The organism is Bradyrhizobium sp. WU425 (genome assembly GCF_021052305.1).
Classification (GTDB): domain Bacteria; phylum Pseudomonadota; class Alphaproteobacteria; order Rhizobiales; family Xanthobacteraceae; genus Bradyrhizobium; species Bradyrhizobium canariense_D.
The window spans coordinates 6,287,613-6,307,903 of record NZ_CP088089.1 but is presented as its reverse complement, the minus strand read 5'-3'; the positions used below and the strand labels follow the sequence as shown (position 1 = coordinate 6,307,903).

Here is a 20,291-nt window from a genome sequence, read left to right as displayed (position 1 = left end):
GCGACTCTAATTCTATTGGCGTGATGCGATCCGTTTCCACTTGGCTTCGACGCGAGCCTTGATGATGCGGACCCGGGCTTCCTGTGCCGCCCAGTATGCCCTGCTCGCGACCGCCGTGCCTTGACGGTAACGTGCGTAAACGTCCTTCGGCTGCGCCGGTCTCTTTTGATTGTGCGCTGACTTCAAGACGGTGGGCGCCGGAGTTGGCGCCGGTGCCACATCTGGGACGGCGGCAGCCTGGTTTCCCACATTCATCGAGTTCATAGAGACAAGACGATTACGGGCGCGATGACAATAAACCTGGGAGCGCGGCGTCATGGACTCCTCGTCATGACCGGCTCGATATTTCATCAGGGCGCGGCAAAGGTCCCCGCCTGCCAGGCGCCATGCGCGGCTCAGATAGAGAACGCCATAGTGGATGTTGATATCGGGCTCTGCGAGCTCTGCGTTATGTCCCCGAAATCCGAGCATCGCTGCCGTTTCGGGTCGAATTTGCATGAGGCCGATCTCGCCGACGGCGCCAATGGTGCCCGGATTGTATCCGCTTTCAACGAAGACGACGGCCTCCGCGATGTCGGCGGGCAGATCGGTCCTGGCCGTTTCTCTTTCGATAATTTTTCGAATCGCCGCCCGCGAGGCCGGCGTCTCTCCAGCGCCGAGATCTGCATCGTGACCGCCAGCCGCCAACGCCGGTTCCGCGGCGTTCAGAGCGCTGCCCTGAGCGTGCACGGAGGTGGATGCCAACCAAAGCACAGCGATCGCAACGTGTGTCCACGCCGCGCGGGCATTGATGTGTGTTCGATCCCGCAGCATGGACATGTATTATATCTTTCGAGTTAACAACCGATTTTCTGGCGGCCTGGCTCGGACGGCGCGACCGGCCAGCGGCGCAATGAAGCTATCGCGACCGCGAGCTCTGGTCGGTTGATGTGCTTGGCGCAGCCCCGGCCAATTTGTCGTCGACCGCATAGAGTGTGCAGGTGGGTGACCATTTTGTGCAGGCGCCAAGTGAATCGCGCTGGGCGTCGTCGGCGGTCGCGCGCCCCGTACGCCAGCCGTAACCGCCGTTCGGCGACACCGCAAAAGCCTTGTGCGGCATCGTGCTGGCGAGATAGCGCGCGAACTCGGCCCGCGCGGCCTCGCTGAGCTGGCCCGGCGGCGGCAGCGGATCGGGCGGGCTCAGGACGTCGTGGCCGAGACCTCGCTCGCGCAGGAAGGCGTCGAGATAGGGCGTCCATTGCGGACGGCTCACCACCGAATAGAGATAGTGGCCATCGTCGCCGTAAGGCGGCGCTGCGACGAATTTCGCGTTGCCGCCGCTGGCGCGAAATCCGTCATGGAGGCGGCGCGCGAGGTCGGGACCGAAGTACGAATCGTTGGCGGCGTAGACCCACAGCATCGGCGCGCGGGAGGTTTTGCCGAACGTGGCGAAGGCCTGCACCAGCCCGTTCGGATTGCAGACGTCGTCATCGTCGCGCGAGCCGCGCCCGCCGGCAAAGCTGATCGCGGCGGCGAGACCCGCTGGCGCCTGCGCGGTCAAGGCGACAGTGGCGAACCCGCCGGCGGAATGGCCGGCCGCGATCATGCCCGAGGTGGTGACGTCGGCCCTGCGCACCATCGCCTCGATCGCCGCGCGCAAATCCGCCACCGCGACCGCCGCCGCCGGCAGATAAGCGGCATTGGCGCAGCCGCCGACGCTGTCGACGCGCCCGCCGGGCGAGGTGCCGTAGCCGCGCCGCATCACGATCAGCGCGGCGAAACCGCGCCGGGCATATTCGAGAGCGATGCCGTAATATTTGTGCGCGGACATCGTCGCGCGATCGTCGAAACTGCGCGGCGAGCCGTGGCTGAGCAGCGCGAGCGGATAGCGCTTGGTCCCGGCTGGCCGGACCAGGAACGCCTCCAGGCCCTGCGGTCCGGCCTCGGCCATCGGGATACGCAAGTCCTCGGTGTAGAACTCCGCGGCCATTGCATCGGGCACGATGCCAGCCGTCGCAAACCAGGCCATCAGAACAACCAAGAGCCTCTGAAACAGCGTCATGCCCCGACTCGAAAAGCCCCGATCAAAAGACCATAGCATGATCCCAGGAACGGCCGCCCCATCGCGGGTGTTGTGCTCTTGGCGGGGGCTTGGCCGATGCTATGGTATCGCGCAATTCTACGACAGGACGAGGTATATCCAGTGGCTGATGTTCATCCCGCGGCGGGCAAGCAGGCCTCGCCGGACGCGCTCACCAACGTTCCGCGGCTGGTGACGGCCTATTTCGCCGGCAAGCCTGATGTCGCCGATCCCGCGCAGCGGGTGGCGTTCGGCACCTCCGGCCATCGCGGCACCTCGTTCAAAACCAGCTTCAACGAGGGCCATATCCTCGCGACGACGCAGGCAATCTGTGATTACCGACGTGAAAAGGGGCTGACCGGTCCGCTCTTTATCGGCATCGACACCCATGCGCTGGCCGAGCCGGCGCTGGTCAGCGCCATCGAGGTGTTCGCGGCCAACGGCGTCGACATCATGATCGACAAGGACGGCGGCTACACGCCGACGCCGGTGATCTCGCATGCGATCCTGACCTACAACAAGGGCCGCACCTCCGGCCTTGCCGACGGCGTCGTCGTCACGCCTTCGCACAATCCGCCCGAGGACGGCGGCTACAAATACAATCCGCCGCATGGTGGACCGGCCGACACCGACGCGACCTCCGTGATCGAGAAGCGCGCCAATGCCTATCTCGCCGACGGCCTCAAAGGCGTGAACCGCATCGACTACGCCAGGGCACGCAAAGCCGCGAACGTCCACGCCTATGACTTCGTCACACCCTATGTCGCCGATCTCGGCAACGTGGTCGATCTCGACCTGGTCAAATCCGCCGGCGTGAATATCGGCATCGATCCGCTCGGCGGCGCCGCCGTGCATTACTGGCATCCGATCATCGAGCGCTACGGCCTGAAGGCGACCGTGGTGAACGAGGCGATCGACCCGACGTTCCGTTTTATGGCGGTGGACTGGGACGGCAAGATCCGCATGGACTGTTCCTCGCCTTACGCGATGGCGAGCCTGATCGCGATGCGCGACCGCTTCGACGTCGCCTTCGCCAACGACACCGACGCCGACCGCCACGGCATCGTGACGCGCACCGGCGGCCTGATGAATCCGAACCATTATCTCGCGACCGCGATCTTCTATCTGTTCGCGCACCGCCCGAACTGGGGCAAGGGCGCCGCGATCGGCAAGACGGTGGTGTCGAGCTCGATCATCGACCGCGTCGCGAAAAAACTCGGCCGCAAGCTGGTCGAGACCCCGGTCGGCTTCAAATGGTTCGTCGACGGCCTGCTCACGGGCGGCTTCGGCTTCGGCGGCGAGGAGAGTGCAGGCGCCTCGTTCCTGCGTCGCGACGGCACGGTGTGGACCACCGACAAGGACGGCATCATCCTCGGCCTGCTCGCGGCCGAGATCATGGCCAAGACCGGCCGCGATCCGAGCCAGCTCTTCAACGATCTCACCGTCGAGTTCGGCGTGCCCCATTACGCGCGCATCGACGTCGCCGCCACCACGCCGCAGAAAAACATCCTGAAGTCCGTCACGCCCGAGCAGCTCGGCCTGAAGGATCTCGCCGGCGATCCCGTCCGCGCCACCCTGAGCAAGGCGTCCGGCAACGGCCAGCCGTTCGGCGGCATCAAGGTCGAGACCGATTTCGGCTGGTTCGCCGCAAGGCCGTCAGGCACCGAGGACGTCTACAAGATCTACGCGGAGAGTTTTCGCAGCCCCGAGCACCTGAAGGCGATTCAGCAGGAGGCTCAGACAGGGTTGGCGAAGGTGTTCGGGGCGTAGTCGTCGAGCCAAAGCGCCGCTGCCACTGCTCCCCCGGGGGGGGGGAGACTCGCCGCATCAACAGGTGTCATCACCCGCGAAAGCGGGTGATCCAGTACGCCGTGGCGCCAGTTGAGTAAACCAACAACCGCCGCGGAGTACTGGATTCCCCGCTTTCGCGGGGAATGACAGCGGAACAGATTTGTATACACAATGCGAGATAAAGGTATTATAATACGCTCCCATCCGCCCTTGAACGATTCCATTCCTCCGCTATTGTATACATAACGTATCCACAAGCCTTGGAGTGAACCGGTGACAAAACCCTTCCCGATGAACGCCTGGTATGCCGCCGCCTGGGACGCCGATGTGAAGCCGGCACTGCTGCCGCGGACGATCTGCGGCAAGCACGTCGTGATGTACCGCAAGGCCGATGGTTCGGTGGCTGCGCTGGAGGATGCCTGCTGGCACCGCCTGGTGCCGCTGTCCAAGGGTAGGCTCGAAGGCGACACCGTCGTCTGCGGCTATCACGGCCTGAAGTACAACGCGCAAGGGCGCTGCACCTTCATGCCCTCGCAAGAGACCATCAACCCGTCGGCCTGCGTGCGCGCCTATCCGGTGGTCGAGCGTCATCGCTACATCTGGCTCTGGATGGGCGATCCCGCGCTGGCGGATCCTGCGCTGGTGCCCGACCTGCACTGGAATCACGACCCCGCCTGGGCCGGCGACGGCAAGACCATCCACGTCAATTGCGACTATCGCCTCGTGCTCGACAACCTCATGGACCTCACCCATGAGACGTTCGTGCACGGCTCGTCCATCGGCAACGAGGCGGTTGCGGAGGCGCCGTTCGACGTCACCCATGGCGAGAAGACGGTGACGGTGACGCGCTGGATGCGCGGCATCGAGGCGCCGCCGTTCTGGGCCAAGCAGCTCGGCAAGTCCGGGCTCGTCGATCGCTGGCAGATCATCCGCTTCGAGGCGCCGTGCACCATTGCCATCGACGTCGGCGTGGCGCCGACCGGCACCGGCGCGCCCGAAGGCGACCGCTCGCAAGGCGTCAACGGCTTCGTGCTCAACACCATCACGCCGGAGACCGAGAAGACCTGCCACTATTTCTGGGCCTTCGTGCGCAATTATCAGCTCGGTGAGCAGCGCATCACTACCGAGATCCGCGAGGGCGTCTCCGGCATTTTCCACGAGGACGAGCTGATCCTCGAGGCGCAGCAGCGCGCGATGGACGAGAACCCGGATCGCATCTTCTACAATCTCAACATCGACGCCGGCGCGATGTGGACGCGCAAGCTGATCGACAAGATGGTGGCAAAGGAAAATCCGCCGCAGCATCTTCAGGCCGCGGAGTAAGCCGACATGGCCGAGCGCGAGGTCGACCGCTCCGTCTCGCAGACCGTGAAGGCGCAGCTCGCGCTGCGCGACCAGCTCCTGTCGGGCTCGTTGCGCCCGGGCGAGCGCATCTCCGAGCTCCAGGCGGTGGAGACCACCGGCGCCTCGCGCACCCCGGTGCGCATGGCGCTGGTGCGGCTGGAGGAGGAGGGCCTCTTGGAGGCGATTCCCTCCGGCGGCTTCATGGTGAAGGCGTTCTCCGAGCGCGACATCTCTGATTCCATCGAGCTGCGCGGAACGCTGGAAGGGCTCGCCGCGCGCTTTGCCGCCGAGCGCGGCGTCTCCGCGCGCGAGCTCGAGCCGCTGAAGGAGTGCCTCGCCGCGATCGACGAGTTGTTGCGCCAGGTCCCGATCTCGGTGGATGCGTTCTCGTCCTATGTCACTTTGAACGCGCGCTTCCACGCCCTGCTCACCGAATTGTCGCGAAGCCCGCCGCTGATCCGGCAGATCGACCGCGCCTCGTCGCTGCCGTTTGCGTCCCCGAGCGGTTTCGTGATGGCGCAGTCGGCGCTGCCCGAGGCACAGCAAATCCTGATCATCGGGCAGGAGCACCACCGCGTCGTGATCGACGCCATCGAGAACCGCGAAGGCGCCCGCGCCGAAGCGGTCATGCGCGAGCATGCGCGGCTCGCGGTGCGCAATTTGCGGCTCGCACTGCGCAACCGGACCCATCTCGACCTCTTGCCGGCGCTCGCGCTGATCAGGTCCGCAACCGATTGAGGGGAGTGCCATGCGCTTCATCGAAACCTGGATTCCGGCGACGCTCGTCTCGATGCGCGATCTCGCACCCGGCATCCGCGAATTCCTGATCCGGCCCGACCAGTTCGACGGCACGGCCTATCCGGTCGGCAGCCACATCAATATCAGCGTTACCATCGACGGGCAGCCCGAGACGCGGTCCTATTCGCTGGTCGGGGAAGCCTCGTCCCAGGGTCTAAGGATCGCCGTGCGCCGCGCCCAGGACTCGCGTGGCGGCTCGCGCTATATGTGGTCGTTACGGCCGGGCGCGCGGCTCGACATCACGACGCCCGCCTCGCTGCTCGCCGTCGATTGGGCACGCCAAAACTACTGCCTGATCGCCGGCGGCATCGGCATCACCCCGATCCTCGGTGCCGCGCAGGCGCTGGCCCGGCGCGGCACCGATGTCACGCTGCATTACGCGGTGCGCTCGCGCACCGAGGCCGCCTATCTCGACGATCTCGCCGCAACGCTGGGTGATCGCCTGGTCGTTCACGCCAGCGATGAGGGCAAGCGGCTCGATCTCGACGCCCTGTTCGCCTCGGTGCCCAAAGACACGCTGGCGCTGTTCTGCGGCCCGATGCGGATGCTGGATGCCGCGCGCCACGCCTGGATCGGCGCCGGCCATCCGCTTCCCGATCTCCGCTACGAGACGTTCGGTTCGAGCGGCACGCTGCCGACCGAGACATTTCGCGTGCGCCTGAAGGGCTCCGATGTCGAGCTGGAGATCCCGCGCGAGCGCTCGATGCTTGATGTCCTCAACGCCAGCGGCCACGACGTGATGTACGACTGCAAGCGCGGCGAATGCGGCCTGTGCGCCATCGACGTGGTCGCCATCGACGGCGAGATCGACCATCGCGACGTCTTCTTCAGCGACCATCAGAAGCAAAGCAACCAGAAGATCTGCGCCTGCGTTTCGCGCGCCCGCGGCACCATCACGGTGGACACGCTGCTGCGGGCGGATCCGGTCTGAGGTGAGGTCGTCATGCCCGGGCTTGTCCCGCCTGCGCGGTCGGAGCCGCTTCGGCGAGGCGAAGGCCCGGGCATCCACGTTCTTCGTGCGATGTCGTAGGTGTGGATGGACAGGCCCGGCCGTGACGCCGTGAATGCTTTGGTGGCTACGCCGCGTAGGTCGCCCGCAACTTCTTCGGATCAAGCAGCGCCAGAACGCCATCCGCCGACACCGGCCGGCTGATGAGATAACCCTGCACCTCGTCGCAACCGATCTGGCGCAGATATTCGAGCTGGTCGGCGGTCTCGACGCCTTCGGCGACCACGCCGATGCGCAGGTCGCGCGCGAGCCCAATCACCGATTTCACGATCGCGGCGCAGTCGGGCTGCACCAGCATGTCGCGGATGAAGGACTGGTCGATCTTGATGCGGCTGAACGGCAGCTTGCGCAGGTAAGTCAGCGAGGAGAAGCCGGTGCCGAAATCGTCGAGCGCCACGGTGACGCCGAGCTCCAGCAGCGCGTTCAGGACCGACGCGGCCGAGGCGTATTTCGACAGCAGCATCGATTCCGTGATCTCGATCTCGAGCCGGTGCGGGGCGATCTTCGCGTCCGCGAGCGCCTGCACGATGATCTGGAGGAGGCCGTTGTTGTGAAACTGCGCGGCCGAGAAATTCACCGCGACCCTGATCTCTTCGGGCCACTCGGCAACCGTCGCGCAGGCGCGGCGGACGACCCATTCGCCGATCTCGTGGATCAACCCGGTTTCCTCGGCGATCGGGATGAATTCGCTCGGCGGCACCAGCCCGCGCTGGGGATGCTGCCAGCGCAGCAGTGCCTCGAAGCCGGTGATGCGGTTGCCGCCGAGGTCGAGGAACGGCTGGAACACCAGGAACAGCTCGTCCCTGGCGATGGCGCCTTCCAGATCCGATTGCAGCGCTTTGCGGTCGCGTGACGAGCGGTCGTCGGCTTCCTCGAAGAAACACACCGTGCCAGGTCCGGCCTTCTTGGCGCGGTAGAGCGCGGTGTCGGCGTTCTTCATGATGTCGAGTTGCGTGCTGCCGTCACGCGGCGCCAGCACGATGCCGACGCTGGTCGCGCCGACGATCTGGCGGCCCTCGATCTGGAACGGTTCATCGAAGGCCGCGACGAAGCGCTCGGCGATCTCGAGCGCATCCTCCGGCCGCGCCCGATTGGCCATCACCAGCGCGAACTCGTCGCCGCCGATGCGTGCGACATGCTCGGCCGCGCGGGTGCAGCGTTGCAGGCGGCTCGCGATCTGGACCAGAAACTCGTCGCCGGCGGGATGGCCGAACTTGTCGTTGACCTCCTTGAAACGATCGAGATCGAGCAGAAGCACCGCGAATTCCTCGCCGGACAGAGCGAGCCGCTTCAAGGCTGCATCGAGCGTTTCGTTGAACGCGACGCGATTGGGCAGATGGGTCAGCGAGTCCTGCCGCACCGTACGCTCGGCCTCGATCTGCCGCATCACGCGCCGTGCGAACGCGATCGAATTGACGAACACGCTGCGCAGCAGCACTGATCCGTAGACGACCACCAGGAAAGCGATCAGCAGAAACGCCGGATCGCCATTCCTGCCGAGGCAGATCGCGATGCCAGCGAAGATCGGGGCCGTGAATGCGATCGCGGCGATCGGGATGGTGGCGAAGGCCAGCGCGCCCCCCGCCAGCATCCCCGAGCAAAGGCAGGTGATGACGAGCTGCCCGCCCGTTGAGGCATTGACGAAGAATGCGACCGGAACGGTGCCCCAGGCGGCGCCGAGGATGAAAGCATTGCGCACCAGCCGATGCATGGCCCGGCGCGAGACGAATTGCGGTTTGGTGATGCGGCGCGCGGCATGGGATTGCAGGCCGAACGCGATCGCGGCGCCCGCCACGATGGCGGCCCAGATCAAGGCCAGCTTCAAGTCCGGCGAATGCCACAGCGCGACGACGAGTACCCCGGCGTTGCAGGCATTGGCCAGCATGATGCCGACCGAATAGCCGAGCACCAGCGACATCTGTTCGGCGCGGATATGGCCGGCGACGGCTTCGTCGGTTACGGGACCGCCAAAGGCCGACAGATCACCGGCGAACAGCCGCGCGAAATAGCTGGTCGTTTGAGTCCGCATTCCAGAGCCTAGCAGCATGGGCCGCTTGTCCGGCCCGGTCAGGAGAATTCGCTGCAAACCTTTGACGAACTATGAATTATCCAAACTTGCGACGATTGCTCTGACCACTTCTGCGTGTTCGCGATATTGTATCGATAACAAATCGATACAAATGCGGCGCCTCGCGTTACGGCTGTGACGGGAGGCTATGTTCGCTACCAATTCCGCTGTCATGCCTCGCCTTGTGCGCACTTGCGCACTGGGGCGGGGCATCCAGTACGCCGCGGCCTATCGGATCAATCAAGCCTGTCTCGGAGTACTGGATCGCCCGGTCAAGCCGGGCGATGACAGTTGTGCTTCAGGCATCACCGCCCCAACTGCTTCGGATCGTAATAGAACCGCTCTTCGATCAACTGATCGCCCCGCCAGGTCTGCCATGCGATCTCATCCAACGTTCGGATGATGCCTTCGGCATTGGTGAAGCTGAATCTCCAGCGCGTCGCGACATGATCCCCTTCGATCAGGCTCGGCCCAATGCGCACCGCCTTGACCTCCTTGAAGGCTGCCAGCACGCCGCGCTCCTTGGCGGCGAGCTTGTCGCGTCCGACCACGGGATCGCCCTGGTTTTCATAGGTGGCGGCGTCCGGCGTGTAGTAGTCGAGGATCGCCCCGACGAAATCCCCGTCCTCCAATCGTTTGGCAAAAGCTTCGACGACATCACGGCTCGGCATGGTGCACCTCACGAATAAAACCGACTGCTGGTCGGTAAATACCGACCGACGGTCGAAAAGTCAACTGGCTGTCCTCGTCCATTTCGACTACAGCAGACCCATGGCGAAACAGGCGGAGCGGCGGGCTGCGACATCGGAGGCGATCCTGACGGCGGCGCGCCGCCTGTTCGGGACGCAAGGCTTTGTCGCGACGACGATGGACGAGATCGCCGAAGCCGCCCACGTCGCCAAGGGCGCGGTGTATCATCACTTCAAGACCAAGGAGGCGGTGTTCGAAGCGGTGTTCAATGAGGTCTCGCGCGACCTCGTCGCCGAAATCGACAGCACGGCCCGTGCCGAGAAGGACGTGCTTGCCGCGATGGTCGCCGGCACCCAGCATTATTTCGCCGCGACCGCGAAGGGCCCGACCGGCCAGATCATCCTGCGCGACGGCCCGGCCGTGCTCGGCTGGGAGCGCTGGCGCGAGATCGACGCCAAACATTTCGGCGGCAAGCTGCCGCGCGCGATTGCGGCGGCGATGGAGGCCGGCCTGATCGCGCGGCAGCCGGTCGAGCCGCTGGCCCGGCTGCTGCTCGGCGCGGTAACGGAGGCCGCCGTCGCCTGCGCCGGACGCGCCGATATCGCAAGGGCGGGTGCGGAATATGCCCGTGCGTTCAGGTCGCTGGTCGAGGCGCTGCGCGTGGCTGCATGATCGTGCTAAGTGATGATTGGAAACGCCCGTCAACAAAAAGAACAGTAGCGCATGAACGCAACTTCCTCCCTGACACCCTCCGACCCTGAATTCGACTACATCATCGTCGGTGCCGGCTCTGCCGGCTGTGTGCTCGCCAACCGGCTGTCGGCCAACGGCAAGCACAGCGTGCTGCTGCTCGAGGCAGGCCCGAAGGATTCCAACATCTGGATCCACGTGCCGCTCGGCTACGGCAAGCTGTTCAAGGAAAAGACCGTCAACTGGATGTACCAGACCGAACCGGAGCCTGAGCTGAAGGGCCGTCAGGTGTTCCAGCCGCGCGGCAAGACGCTGGGCGGATCGAGCTCGATCAACGGCCTGCTCTATGTCCGCGGTCAGCACGAGGATTACGACAGATGGCGTCAGCGCGGCAACGCCGGCTGGGGCTATGACGACGTGCTGCCCTATTTCAAGAAGGCCGAGAACCAGTCGCGCGGCGCCGATCAATACCACGGCAGCGGCGGCCCGCTGCCGGTCTCCAACATGGTGGTGACCGACCCGCTGTCGAAGGCCTTCATGGATGCCGCGGTCGAGACCGGTCTGCCCTACAATCCTGATTTCAACGGCGCCACCCAGGAAGGCGTCGGCCTGTTCCAGACCACGACGCGCAACGGCCGCCGCGCCTCGACGGCGGTGGCCTATCTCGGCCCCGCCAAGGCCCGTCGCAATCTCAAGATCGAAACTGGCGCGCTTGGCCAGCGCGTGCTGTTCGAGGGCCGCCGCGCGATCGGCGTTGAATACCGTCAGGGCGCCACATTGCGCCGCGCCCGTGCGCGCAAGGAGGTCGTGCTGTCGAGCGGCGCCTACAACTCGCCGCAGCTGCTCCAGCTCTCCGGCGTCGGACCCGCCGACCTCCTGCGCAAGCACGGCATCGACGTCGTGCTGGACGCGCCGGGCGTCGGGCACGATCTCCAGGACCACATGCAGGTCCGCATCGTGATGCGCTGCTCGCAGAAGATCACGCTGAACGACACCGTCAATCATCCGCTCCGCCGCACCATGGCTGGCGCGCGCTATGCGCTGTTCCGCAAAGGCTGGCTGACGATCGCGGCCGGCACGGCGGGCGCGTTCTTCAAGACCAGTCCGCGGCTGGCCTCGCCCGACATCCAGGTCCACTTCCTGCCGTTCTCGACCGACAAGATGGGCGAGAAGCTGCACGATTTCTCCGGCTTCACGGCGTCGGTGTGCCAGCTCCGTCCCGAAAGCCGCGGGTCCTTGCGCATCAAGAGCGCCGACCCGACAGTGCCGCCGGAGATCCGCATCAACTACATGTCGACCGAGACCGACCGCACCACCAACGTGGAAGGCCTGAAGATCCTGCGCAAGATATTGCATGCACCGGCGCTGAAGCCGTTCGTGGTCGACGAGTACGATCCCGGAGCGAAGGTGTCCACGGATGCCGAGCTGCTGGACTATTGCCGTGAGCGGGGCAGCACCATCTACCATCCAACCTCGACCTGTCGTATGGGCAATGATGCGCTCGCGGTGGTCGATCAGCGGCTGAAGGTGAGGGGCCTCGAAGGCCTCCGAATCGTCGACGGTTCGATCATGCCCGATCTCGTGTCGGGGAACACCAACGCGCCGATCATCATGATCGCCGAAAAGGCCTCCGACATGATATTGGAGGATGCGCGGTAAACTCGCGTCTTGAGAGGATTTGGGCTTGGCTACGCGATTCAAGATCGGCACACGCAAGAGCGCGATGGCGCTGGCACAGACGGAAGAGATCGCGCGCCGCCTGACCGCCGCCATGCCCGATCTCGACGTCGAGATCGTCAAGTTCGACACCACGGGCGATCTCGACCAGACCAGCAAGCTGTTGCCCCATGGCGGCAAGGGCGGTGCCTTCGTGGCGCAGATCCGCGCCGCGGTGCTGTCGGGCGAACTCCACGCGGCGATGCATTCGCTGAAGGACATGCCCGGCAACGAAGACACGCCCGGCCTCGTGATCGGCGCCACGCTCTCGCGCGATCCTCCCAACGACGCGCTGGTGCTGCGTGACGGCGTGACGCTGGAGGCGTTGCGCCAATCTCGTGGCAAGTGTTTCAAGATCGGCACCAACGCCGTCCGCCGCGCCGCCTATGCGCGGCGGTTGTTTCCGGACGTCGAGATCATCCACTTCCGCGGCGCCGCGGACACGCGCGTGCGAAAACTCGACAATGGCGAGAAGCAGCGCCTGCCGGATGGCGGCGCGGTGGGGCCTGCGGATGCGCTCATCATGGCGCGGTCCGGCCTCGACCGCGTCGGCCTTTCACAGCGCATCGCCTACGAGTTTACCGCAGCCGAGATGCTGCCGGCAGCGGGGCAGGGCATCGTCGCCGTCGAATGCGCCGCGCAGGACTGGCAGACGCGTCGCATCCTCGCATCGATCGACGATCCCGCTGCCCACGCCTGCGCCGATGCAGAGCGCGAGGTGCTGTGGGTGCTGAACGGCCATTGCAATTCGCCGGTGGCGGGCTTTTCGACCATTGCGGGTGATCAGATGTCGCTCACCGCGTCCGTGCTCGATCTCTCCGGCAACACCATCATCGAAGCCTTGCGTTCGGGCCCCACCAATCGCCCACGCGAACTCGGCCGTGCGGTGGGACTGGATCTGCTGGCCAAGGGCGCCGCGGAGATCATCGAGCGCAGCCGGCCGCGCTAAGTCGGCCGCGAGGCGGGCATCGGTGGATGATGGCATCATGCGCCTGTTTTGCCCGACGGGTCAAATGTTGGCGCGCTCTGATGCGATGACGGCGCACCTGATTTCAGTCCGCCCTAAGTCATTGATCGGGCGTGGCCTCTCTACTGTGCATGGGGTTGTTTTCGCGTTTTTTTGTTTTTCCGCTCCCCAGGCGCAAAATAAATCAGCCCCGAACCCGCTTCAGCATCTGCTCGACATGGGCGATCGGCGTCTCCGGCTGGATGCCGTGGCCGAGATTGAAGATGAACCGCCCTTGCGCGAAATTCGCCAGCGTGTCGTCGACCGCGCGGTCGAGCGCGGCGCCGCCTGTGATCAGCACCAGTGGATCGAGATTGCCCTGAACCGCAACCTTGCTCTGCACGCGCTCGCGGATGAAGGCCGGCTCCGCGGTCCAGTCGATGCTGACGGCGTTGACGCCGGTCGCCTCGACGAACCCGGGCAGTTGCGCACCGGCACCGCGCGGAAAGCCGATGATCTTGGCGTCCGGCACCTTGGCGCGCACGCCTTCGACGATGCGCCGGGTCGGCTCGACCGACCAGCGCGCGAACTCGGAGGGTGGCAGCACGCCGGCCCAGGTGTCGAAGATCTGCAAGGCGTTGGCGCCGGCCGCAAGCTGCGCCAGCAGATATTCGATCGAGTTCTCGACCAGCACGTCAATGATCTCGGCGAACGCCTCCGGATGCCGGTAGGCCATCATCCGCGCCGGGGCCTGGTCGGGCGTACCCTGGCCGGCGACCATGTAGGTCGCCACCGTCCACGGAGCGCCGCAGAAGCCGATCAGCGCGATCTTGGGATCGAGCGCGCTGCGCACGATCTTGAGGGCCTCGAACACCGGCGCGAGCTTGCCGAAATCGGCGTGCTTCGCCAGTGTTGCGACCTTGGCGGGATCATCCAGCGGTTCGAGCCGCGGACCCTCGCCGACCTCGAAGCGCACGGAACGTCCGAGCGCATAGGGGATCACCAGGATGTCGGAGAAGATGATCGCCGCATCGAAGCCGAACCTCCGGATCGGTTGCAGCGTCACCTCGGCGGCAAGCTCCGGGTTGAAGCAGAGATCGAGAAAGCCGCCGGCCTTGGCGCGCACCTCGCGATATTCGGGCAAGTAACGGCCGGCCTGCCGCATCATCCAGACCGGCGGAACGACCTGCCGCGGGCCGGAGAGGACGTCGATGAATGGTTTGGTCGCAGACTGGGGCACGAACGGTCCTGAAGATGGTTAGGGCTCCTGATACACCGCCACGGCCCGAAGCGGAACAGGGGAACCAAGCGCAATTGGGCCGCGTTGACCAGCCAACGGAGGACGAGACCATGGCTGAGACATTCAACCCCGCGCCGCATGACAAGCACGCCGACGATCTGCACGAAGCGCTCGCCGCCGACCGCCACGCCAAGCTCGACGCCGGTCTGAAAGATACCTTCCCGGCGTCCGACCCCGTGAGCGCCGCCCAGCCGACGCCCTCGAAGGCCGATGCGGAGGCCGACAATCCCTCGCTCTGGGACAAGGTTAAGGCGATCTTCAGCTAAGGCGGAGAGCGCCGGATTCCGATAGGTTTGCTAATGCCTTGTTAGCGATGCGCTGATTCCGGCGTCCGTACGACTACGGAAAGCCGGGGACATCACTGCATATTTCTCCCGGTGTTTCAGAGTTCAATAACAGAAGCAGCAGAGTTTCCGGTCATCGGAGAATTCTGCTGCATGAGTGCTGTAACCCAAAGAGCCGGATGGAGCCGCCTGCCGCTGCGGGCGGCTGCGTTCGTCGCGCTGACCTGCGTGGCCATCCTCGGCGTCAGCGGCTGGCGGGAATGGGCGGCCCGCGACGCGGTGCTCAAAGGCGCCGAGGCAGAAATGGCGAACGTTGCGCGCTCGCTGACGCAACATGCCGAGGACAGCCTCGATCTCCTGGATTCAGGCGTCGTCGGCGTCGTCAGCCGGCTGGAGATGGACGGCACCGAGCCGGCCACGATCGCCAAGCTCCGAAACCTGCTGGAGGCGCGAAAGAAGGCGATAGAGCGCATCCATAGCCTCGCCATCATCGACGAGCGCGGCAACTGGTTGACCTCGCCTGGCACGATCGGCTCGACGCTAAACGACGACGCGTTCTTCCGATATCACCAGTTCTCGCCGAAACGGGAGCCCCATGTCGGCCGTCCCGTGAAGAGCCTGCTCGACGGTGAGTGGGTCGTGACCCTGTCGCGCCGTTTCAACAAGCTCGACGGCAGCTTCGGCGGCGTGGTGCTCGCGACCATCAGCTCGGGATATCTCTCGCATTTCTACGAACAGTTCGAGATCGGCCGCAACAGCTCGGTGGCGCTGACGCACGGCGACGGCCTGATCATCGCGCGTAACCCCAGCAACGACAGGTTCGTCGGTCGCAGCGTTGCCGATACGCCGCTGTTCCGCGATACCGCCTTGCAGCGGCCGGGCGGCGCCTACCATTTCAAGTCGCCGCTCGACGGTGCCGACCGGGTCAGCTTCTTCAAGCGCTCCGGCCGTTATCCGCTGGTCCTGCTCGCCACCGTCGACAAGGCCGAATTGCTGGCGCCCTGGCGTGCTGCGGCGATCTCCCGCATGCTCTACGTGCTCGCGCTGGTCATGCTGATCGCGATCATCGGTGCGGTGTTGGTGCGGCAGCTGCAACGGGGCCAGAGTATGGCGGCCGCGCTGGTCGAGAAGGAAGCGCATTTCCGGCTGCTTGCCGAAGGCTCCAGTGACATGGTGACCCGTATCGGGCTCGACGAGCGGCTGCGCTATGTCTCGCCGTCATCGATTGGCGTCGTTGGCTGGCGCGCCAATCAACTGATCGGTACCCTCGCGCTGGCCGGCATTCACCCGGACGACCGGCCGCAGGTCCAGGCCCTCGTCGACGCCATGAAGCGCGGCGATGCGGAGGAGGCGCGGGTCACCTATCGCAATGTGCACCGGCAGAACTCGGAAGTCTGGCTCGAATCGACCATGCGGGTGACCCGCAAGGAGAATGGCCGCGTCGACGGCGTGGTCGCGATCTCGCGCGACATCACCGAGCAGAAGAAGCTCGAGACCCGGCTCGAAACGCTCGCGATCGAAGACAGCCTCACCGGGCTTGCCAATCGCCGCCGCTTCGATGAACGATTGAAGGAGGAGTGGGCGCGTGCCTATCGCGAGCGCTCCAGCCTCTCTTTGCTGATGATCGACGTCGACCACTTCAAGTCTTACAACGACGACTACGGCCATCCCGCGGGCGATGCCTGCCTCCGGCAGGTGGCCCAGATCATCGCTGCTGAGGCGCAGCGTTCCGGCGATCTTGCGGCGCGTTACGGCGGCGAGGAGTTCGCCATGTTGTTGCCGAACACCGACGCTGCGGGCTGCGCCCTGATCGGCGACCGGATTCGACGGGCGATCCGTGATGCGGGCCTGGTCCACACCAGCAACCATGTGGCTGGCTGCGTCACCGCTTCGCTCGGCGGTGCTGCGTGCCGGCCGGCGCTGGAGCGCACGGCCGGCGTCGCCTCGCTGGTCGAGGCCGCCGACCAGGCGCTCTATGCCGCCAAGGAGGCCGGGCGCAACCGGCTGATGATGTCGGGCGAGGTGAGTAACCTTCTTCTCAAGGCGTCCGGTCAGTAAGCCCGCTCAATAATGCGGCGGACGCTCATTGGCGGCTCCCGGCGCATTCGCCTCGGCCTCCTGCAGCCGCTCGCCGAGCTCTGCGATTCTCCGCGTCAGCGCGTCGATCTGCTTCCACTGCGCGGTGATGGTCTGGTTCAGCGTCTCAATCGCGTCGTCCTGATAGGCGAGGCGGGTCTCCAGCGTGTCGATGCGCTCGCCGAGCGTCTTGATCTCATTCGTCACGTGCCGCGTCCTTGTCCCGTTCGCGCAATCCACATTCTTGCAAACCGTGGCCGAGCGCGACACGCTCATCGAACACGAAGCATTCGCCGCGCCAGCGACTCTGAGCCTCCGGCACCTCTTCCAGATATTTGAGAACGCCGCCCTTGAGGTGATAGACCTCGGCAAAGCCGCGCGCGAGCAGGTGTGCGCTCGCCTTCTCGCAGCGGATGCCGCCGGTGCAGAACATGGCGATTCTGCGGTGTCTGGCGGGATCGAGCTGCTCGGCCGCAAAATCTTTGAACTGGCCAAAGCTCCTGATGCCGGGGTCGAGCGCGCCCTCGAACGTCCCCATCGCCACCTCGAAGGCGTTCCTGGTGTCGAGCACCAGCGTATCCGGCGCTTCGATGAGCGCGTTCCATTCGGCCGCATCGACATAGGTGCCGACCTGCCGCGTCGGGTCGGCGCTTTCGTCGCCGAGCGTGACGATCTCCTTCTTCAACCGCACCTTGAGCCGGCCGAATGGCATCTTCTCGGCGGTCGAGAACCTCAATTCGAGATTGTTCAACCTGCCGCCGAACATGTCGCCGTGAGCGAGCTCTTGGGTAAGCGCGTCGATCGCCTCGCCCGCGCCCGCGACCGTGCCGTTGATGCCCTCCTGCGCGAGCAGCACGCTGCCCTTTAGCTTCAGGCCGGCGCAGAACGCGCGCAGCGGCTCGCGCAGCTCGCGGTAATCGGGCAGGGCGGCGAATTGGTAGAAGGCGGCGACCTTGTAAATCATGGCGCCCGTTTAGCAGGCGGGGCTCGCCCGGAAAACCCGCATCGAGCAGCTCTATTCCCGGCGGATGGCAGCCATTTCCCTGGCATGCCAGCATTGCCCCGGCCGGCCGGAATGTGTCATGTAGGCCCGGTTTTTCCGAGATGGCGCGCCATCCGCACCAGACGCCCAATGAGAGCAGAATTCGATGAGAAACTTCCATTTCCCCGGCAGGTCCACGGTCCACGCCACCAACGCGATGGTGGCGACCTCGCATCCGCAGGCGTCGCTTGCCGCGATCGAGGTGCTGCGCGAGGGCGGCACGGCGGTGGACGCGGCCGTCGCGGGTTCGGCCATTCTCGGCGTGATCGAGCCGCAATCGACCGGCATCGGCGGCGACTGCTTTGCGCTGATCCAGCCGCGCGGCGAGGGCAAGATCATCGCCTATAACGGCTCCGGCCGCGCCCCGAAGGCGGCGAACGCCGATTGGTATCTCGAGCGCAAGATCAACTCCGTGCCGCTGACCTCGGCGCATGCGGTCTCGATCCCCGGCGTGATCGACGCCTTTGCAACCGTCTTGCGCGATCACGGCAAGTTCGGCTTCGACCGGCTGCTTCAGCCCGCGATCAAGGCGGCCGAGGAAGGCTACGTCGTCGCCCCCCGCATCGCCTTCGACTGGAAGAACCAGTTCGAGAAGCTGAAGGCCGGCACCAACACGGAGCGGTATCTGCTGCCGCACGGCAAGCCGCCGGTGGCCGGCGACGTCATCCGCCAGGCCGAGCTCGGCAAGACGCTGCGGGCGATCGCCAAGGACGGCCGCGACGCCTTCTACAAGGGCCCGATCGCGGAAGACATGGTGGAGACCCTGCGCGGGATCGGCGGCCTGCACACGCTCGACGATTTCGCCGCGCACACCACTGAGACGACGACGCCGATCGGGACCATGTACAAGGGCTATGACGTCTGGCAGTGCCCGCCGAACGGACCCGGCCTCACCATGCTGCTGATGCTGAACATCCTGTCGCGTTTCGACCTGACGAAATACGCGCCGCTCAGCATCGAGCGCTTCCACCTCGAAGCCGAGGCCGCGCGCATCGCCTACATGCATCGCGAGCTGCATGTCGCCGATCCCGAGCATATGCAGATCGAGGTCGCCAGGATCCTCGCCAAGGAATACTGCAACGAGCACATCGACAAGATCCGCATGGACCGCATGCTCGACCTGCCGAACGTCGCGCCGCCGATGAACCCGTCGACCATCTACATCACCGTCGTGGACAAGGACCGCAACGTCTGCTCCTTCATCAACTCGGTTGCGCATTCCTTCGGCTCGGCGATCGTCTCGAACAAGACCGGCATCCTGCTCCAGAACCGCGCCGGCGGCTTCCGCATCCAGCCCGGCCACCCGAATTGCATCGCCGGCGACAAGCGTCCACTGCACACGATCATGCCAAGCCTGCTCACCAAGGGCGGCCGTTCCGTGATGCCGTTCGCGGTGATGGGCGGACAATATCAGCCGGTTGGCCAGACCCATGTGGTGACCAACATTCTCGATTATGGCTGCGACGTGCAGGAGGCGATCGATATGCCGCGCGGCCTGCATTATGAAGGTCAGTACCAGCTCGAGGACAGCGTGCCGGCCGCCATTGTCGAAGGCCTGAAGAAGCTCGGCCACAAGACCACCAGCGTCGTCGGTCCGCTCGGCGGCGCGCAGGCGATCTGGATCGACTGGGACAAGGGCACGCTCACCGGCGGTTCCGATCCGCGCAAAGACGGTTGCGCGCTCGGATACTGACCACCGCGCACGGGGTTCCCCGCGCGAGATCAGGAAAAGTTGACGAAGGGCGACGCGGCATTTGCTGCGTCGCCCTTTCTCGTTCGGAACGGAGCTCATTGCTTCAGGTTAAGGGCCGATGAGCGGTGCAGGCGTGCGCTGCTCTTGCTCGAAGCGGCGGAGGCCCTCCATGTCCGAAAAATCAGGTTCCGGACCGTCCGAATTCGATCGGCGCGCCTTCATGGCCGGCGTTGCCGGCAGCGCGCTGGTCCCCATGACGGCGCGTGCGGCCGCGCAGGATGCGAGCGTGTCGGCCGCCCAGGATCCGGCGCTTCCTGTCGATGTCACGCTGCGGGTCAACGGCAAGGACAAGCGCCTGCGCATCGACGCCCGCACGACGGTGCTCGACGCGCTGCGGGAGCATCTCAAGCTCACCGGCAGCAAAAAGGGCTGCGACCACGGCCAATGTGGTGCCTGCACGGTACTGATCGACGACCGGCGCGTGGTGTCGTGCCTGACGCTCGCGCTCGCGGCCGAGGGGCAGGAGATCACCACGATCGAGGGCCTTGCCACCGACGATCATTTGCATCCGATGCAGCAGGCCTTCGTCGACAACGATGCGTTTCAATGCGGCTATTGTACGCCGGGCCAGATCATGTCCGCCGTTGCCTGCGTCAAGGAGGGGCATGCGGGCAGCGAGGCCGACATCCGCGAATACATGAGCGGCAACATCTGCCGCTGCGCCGCCTATCCCAACATCGTCGCCGCCGTGAAGCAGGCCGCGCCCGAGATCATGAAAGGCTAGG

The 20,291-nt window shown here is 65.2% G+C and carries 18 protein-coding genes; 11 read left to right on the top strand and 7 right to left on the bottom strand.

What is annotated here, in order from left to right:
• Window positions 1-12: 12 nt before the first annotated feature.
• Window positions 13-813, bottom strand: a complete 801-nt coding sequence (locus BcanWU425_RS30510; protein WP_085384931.1) for a transglycosylase SLT domain-containing protein — start codon at window positions 811-813, stop codon at window positions 13-15.
• Between the two features lie 85 nt (window positions 814-898).
• A complete protein-coding gene (locus BcanWU425_RS30505; RefSeq protein WP_085357448.1) occupies window positions 899-2,041 on the bottom strand; it encodes an alpha/beta hydrolase family protein in 1,143 nt (380 codons plus the stop codon).
• A 141-nt stretch (window positions 2,042-2,182) separates the two neighbouring features.
• Between BcanWU425_RS30505 and pgm the strand changes: the two genes are divergently transcribed.
• From pgm to BcanWU425_RS30485, 4 genes are all read left to right on the top strand, one after another.
• On the top strand, window positions 2,183-3,829 hold the full coding sequence (gene pgm, locus BcanWU425_RS30500; protein ID WP_204513793.1) for a phosphoglucomutase (alpha-D-glucose-1,6-bisphosphate-dependent): 1,647 nt from the start codon (window positions 2,183-2,185) through the stop codon (window positions 3,827-3,829).
• A 294-nt stretch (window positions 3,830-4,123) separates the two neighbouring features.
• Window positions 4,124-5,173 (top strand): aromatic ring-hydroxylating dioxygenase subunit alpha, encoded by a 1,050-nt coding sequence (locus BcanWU425_RS30495; protein ID WP_198957655.1) that lies wholly within the window; start codon window positions 4,124-4,126, stop codon window positions 5,171-5,173.
• 6 nt (window positions 5,174-5,179) lie between these two features.
• Complete coding sequence (locus BcanWU425_RS30490; RefSeq protein WP_204513794.1) at window positions 5,180-5,932, top strand: GntR family transcriptional regulator; 753 nt, start codon at window positions 5,180-5,182, stop codon at window positions 5,930-5,932.
• 10 nt (window positions 5,933-5,942) lie between these two features.
• Window positions 5,943-6,923, top strand: a complete 981-nt coding sequence (locus BcanWU425_RS30485; RefSeq protein WP_204513795.1) for a PDR/VanB family oxidoreductase — start codon at window positions 5,943-5,945, stop codon at window positions 6,921-6,923.
• Between the two features lie 145 nt (window positions 6,924-7,068).
• On the opposite strand, the gene BcanWU425_RS30480 is transcribed toward BcanWU425_RS30485, so the two are convergent.
• Both BcanWU425_RS30480 and BcanWU425_RS30475 read right to left on the bottom strand, forming a co-directional pair.
• Entirely contained in the window at window positions 7,069-9,030 is a 1,962-nt protein-coding gene (locus BcanWU425_RS30480) for a putative bifunctional diguanylate cyclase/phosphodiesterase (RefSeq protein ID WP_204513796.1), read from the bottom strand.
• Window positions 9,031-9,374: 344 nt separating this feature from the next.
• Complete coding sequence (locus BcanWU425_RS30475) at window positions 9,375-9,740, bottom strand: nuclear transport factor 2 family protein (RefSeq protein ID WP_018455021.1); 366 nt, start codon at window positions 9,738-9,740, stop codon at window positions 9,375-9,377.
• 100 nt (window positions 9,741-9,840) lie between these two features.
• On the opposite strand from BcanWU425_RS30475, the gene BcanWU425_RS30470 reads away from it, so the two are divergent.
• From BcanWU425_RS30470 to hemC, 3 genes are read left to right on the top strand one after another with little or no spacing between them, the layout of a single operon-like run.
• Window positions 9,841-10,431 (top strand): TetR/AcrR family transcriptional regulator, encoded by a 591-nt coding sequence (locus BcanWU425_RS30470; RefSeq protein ID WP_018455020.1) that lies wholly within the window; start codon window positions 9,841-9,843, stop codon window positions 10,429-10,431.
• Window positions 10,432-10,482: 51 nt separating this feature from the next.
• A complete protein-coding gene (locus BcanWU425_RS30465; RefSeq protein ID WP_204513797.1) occupies window positions 10,483-12,108 on the top strand; it encodes a GMC family oxidoreductase in 1,626 nt (541 codons plus the stop codon).
• A 25-nt stretch (window positions 12,109-12,133) separates the two neighbouring features.
• Complete coding sequence (gene hemC / locus BcanWU425_RS30460; protein WP_231188820.1) at window positions 12,134-13,114, top strand: hydroxymethylbilane synthase; 981 nt, start codon at window positions 12,134-12,136, stop codon at window positions 13,112-13,114.
• Between the two features lie 202 nt (window positions 13,115-13,316).
• On the opposite strand, the gene hemE is transcribed toward hemC, so the two are convergent.
• Entirely contained in the window at window positions 13,317-14,351 is a 1,035-nt protein-coding gene (gene hemE / locus BcanWU425_RS30455) for a uroporphyrinogen decarboxylase (protein ID WP_204513798.1), read from the bottom strand.
• Window positions 14,352-14,461: 110 nt separating this feature from the next.
• Between hemE and BcanWU425_RS30450 the strand changes: the two genes are divergently transcribed.
• Both BcanWU425_RS30450 and BcanWU425_RS30445 read left to right on the top strand, forming a co-directional pair.
• A complete protein-coding gene (locus BcanWU425_RS30450; RefSeq protein ID WP_007595236.1) occupies window positions 14,462-14,677 on the top strand; it encodes a hypothetical protein in 216 nt (71 codons plus the stop codon).
• Between the two features lie 171 nt (window positions 14,678-14,848).
• Window positions 14,849-16,753, top strand: coding sequence for a sensor domain-containing diguanylate cyclase (locus tag BcanWU425_RS30445; RefSeq protein WP_204513799.1), 1,905 nt, complete (start codon window positions 14,849-14,851; stop codon window positions 16,751-16,753).
• A 6-nt stretch (window positions 16,754-16,759) separates the two neighbouring features.
• Here the strand turns inward: BcanWU425_RS30445 and BcanWU425_RS30440 are convergent, their stop codons facing one another.
• Both BcanWU425_RS30440 and trhO read right to left on the bottom strand, forming a co-directional pair.
• Entirely contained in the window at window positions 16,760-16,978 is a 219-nt protein-coding gene (locus BcanWU425_RS30440; protein ID WP_007606917.1) for a SlyX family protein, read from the bottom strand.
• On the bottom strand, window positions 16,968-17,735 hold the full coding sequence (gene trhO, locus BcanWU425_RS30435) for an oxygen-dependent tRNA uridine(34) hydroxylase TrhO (RefSeq protein WP_204513800.1): 768 nt from the start codon (window positions 17,733-17,735) through the stop codon (window positions 16,968-16,970). Before trhO ends, BcanWU425_RS30440 begins: the two co-directional genes overlap by 11 nt.
• A 184-nt stretch (window positions 17,736-17,919) precedes the next feature.
• Between trhO and ggt the strand changes: the two genes are divergently transcribed.
• Both ggt and BcanWU425_RS30425 read left to right on the top strand, forming a co-directional pair.
• Window positions 17,920-19,506: a gamma-glutamyltransferase gene (ggt, locus tag BcanWU425_RS30430; protein WP_204513801.1), complete on the top strand. Its 1,587-nt coding sequence runs from the start codon at window positions 17,920-17,922 to the stop codon at window positions 19,504-19,506.
• 169 nt (window positions 19,507-19,675) lie between these two features.
• Window positions 19,676-20,290: a (2Fe-2S)-binding protein gene (locus BcanWU425_RS30425; protein ID WP_204513802.1), complete on the top strand. Its 615-nt coding sequence runs from the start codon at window positions 19,676-19,678 to the stop codon at window positions 20,288-20,290.
• Window position 20,291 lies beyond the last annotated feature (1 nt).

Bases quoted from the DNA above. Each gene is read 5' to 3' on its own strand.
- BcanWU425_RS30485 (WP_204513795.1), top strand. From the start codon at position 5,943: ATGCGCTTCATCGAAACCTGGATTCCGGCGACGCTCGTCTCGATGCGC.
- BcanWU425_RS30505 (WP_085357448.1), bottom strand. From the start codon at position 2,041: ATGACGCTGTTTCAGAGGCTCTTGGTTGTTCTGATGGCCTGGTTTGCG.
- BcanWU425_RS30475 (WP_018455021.1), bottom strand. From the start codon at position 9,740: ATGCCGAGCCGTGATGTCGTCGAAGCTTTTGCCAAACGATTGGAGGAC.
- BcanWU425_RS30510 (WP_085384931.1), bottom strand. From the start codon at position 813: ATGCTGCGGGATCGAACACACATCAATGCCCGCGCGGCGTGGACACAC.
- trhO (WP_204513800.1), bottom strand. From the start codon at position 17,735: ATGATTTACAAGGTCGCCGCCTTCTACCAATTCGCCGCCCTGCCCGAT.
- BcanWU425_RS30425 (WP_204513802.1), top strand. From the start codon at position 19,676: ATGTCCGAAAAATCAGGTTCCGGACCGTCCGAATTCGATCGGCGCGCC.
- BcanWU425_RS30445 (WP_204513799.1), top strand. From the start codon at position 14,849: ATGAGTGCTGTAACCCAAAGAGCCGGATGGAGCCGCCTGCCGCTGCGG.
- BcanWU425_RS30480 (WP_204513796.1), bottom strand. From the start codon at position 9,030: ATGCGGACTCAAACGACCAGCTATTTCGCGCGGCTGTTCGCCGGTGAT.
- BcanWU425_RS30450 (WP_007595236.1), top strand. From the start codon at position 14,462: ATGGCTGAGACATTCAACCCCGCGCCGCATGACAAGCACGCCGACGAT.
- BcanWU425_RS30465 (WP_204513797.1), top strand. From the start codon at position 10,483: ATGAACGCAACTTCCTCCCTGACACCCTCCGACCCTGAATTCGACTAC.
- ggt (WP_204513801.1), top strand. From the start codon at position 17,920: ATGAGAAACTTCCATTTCCCCGGCAGGTCCACGGTCCACGCCACCAAC.
- BcanWU425_RS30490 (WP_204513794.1), top strand. From the start codon at position 5,180: ATGGCCGAGCGCGAGGTCGACCGCTCCGTCTCGCAGACCGTGAAGGCG.
- BcanWU425_RS30470 (WP_018455020.1), top strand. From the start codon at position 9,841: ATGGCGAAACAGGCGGAGCGGCGGGCTGCGACATCGGAGGCGATCCTG.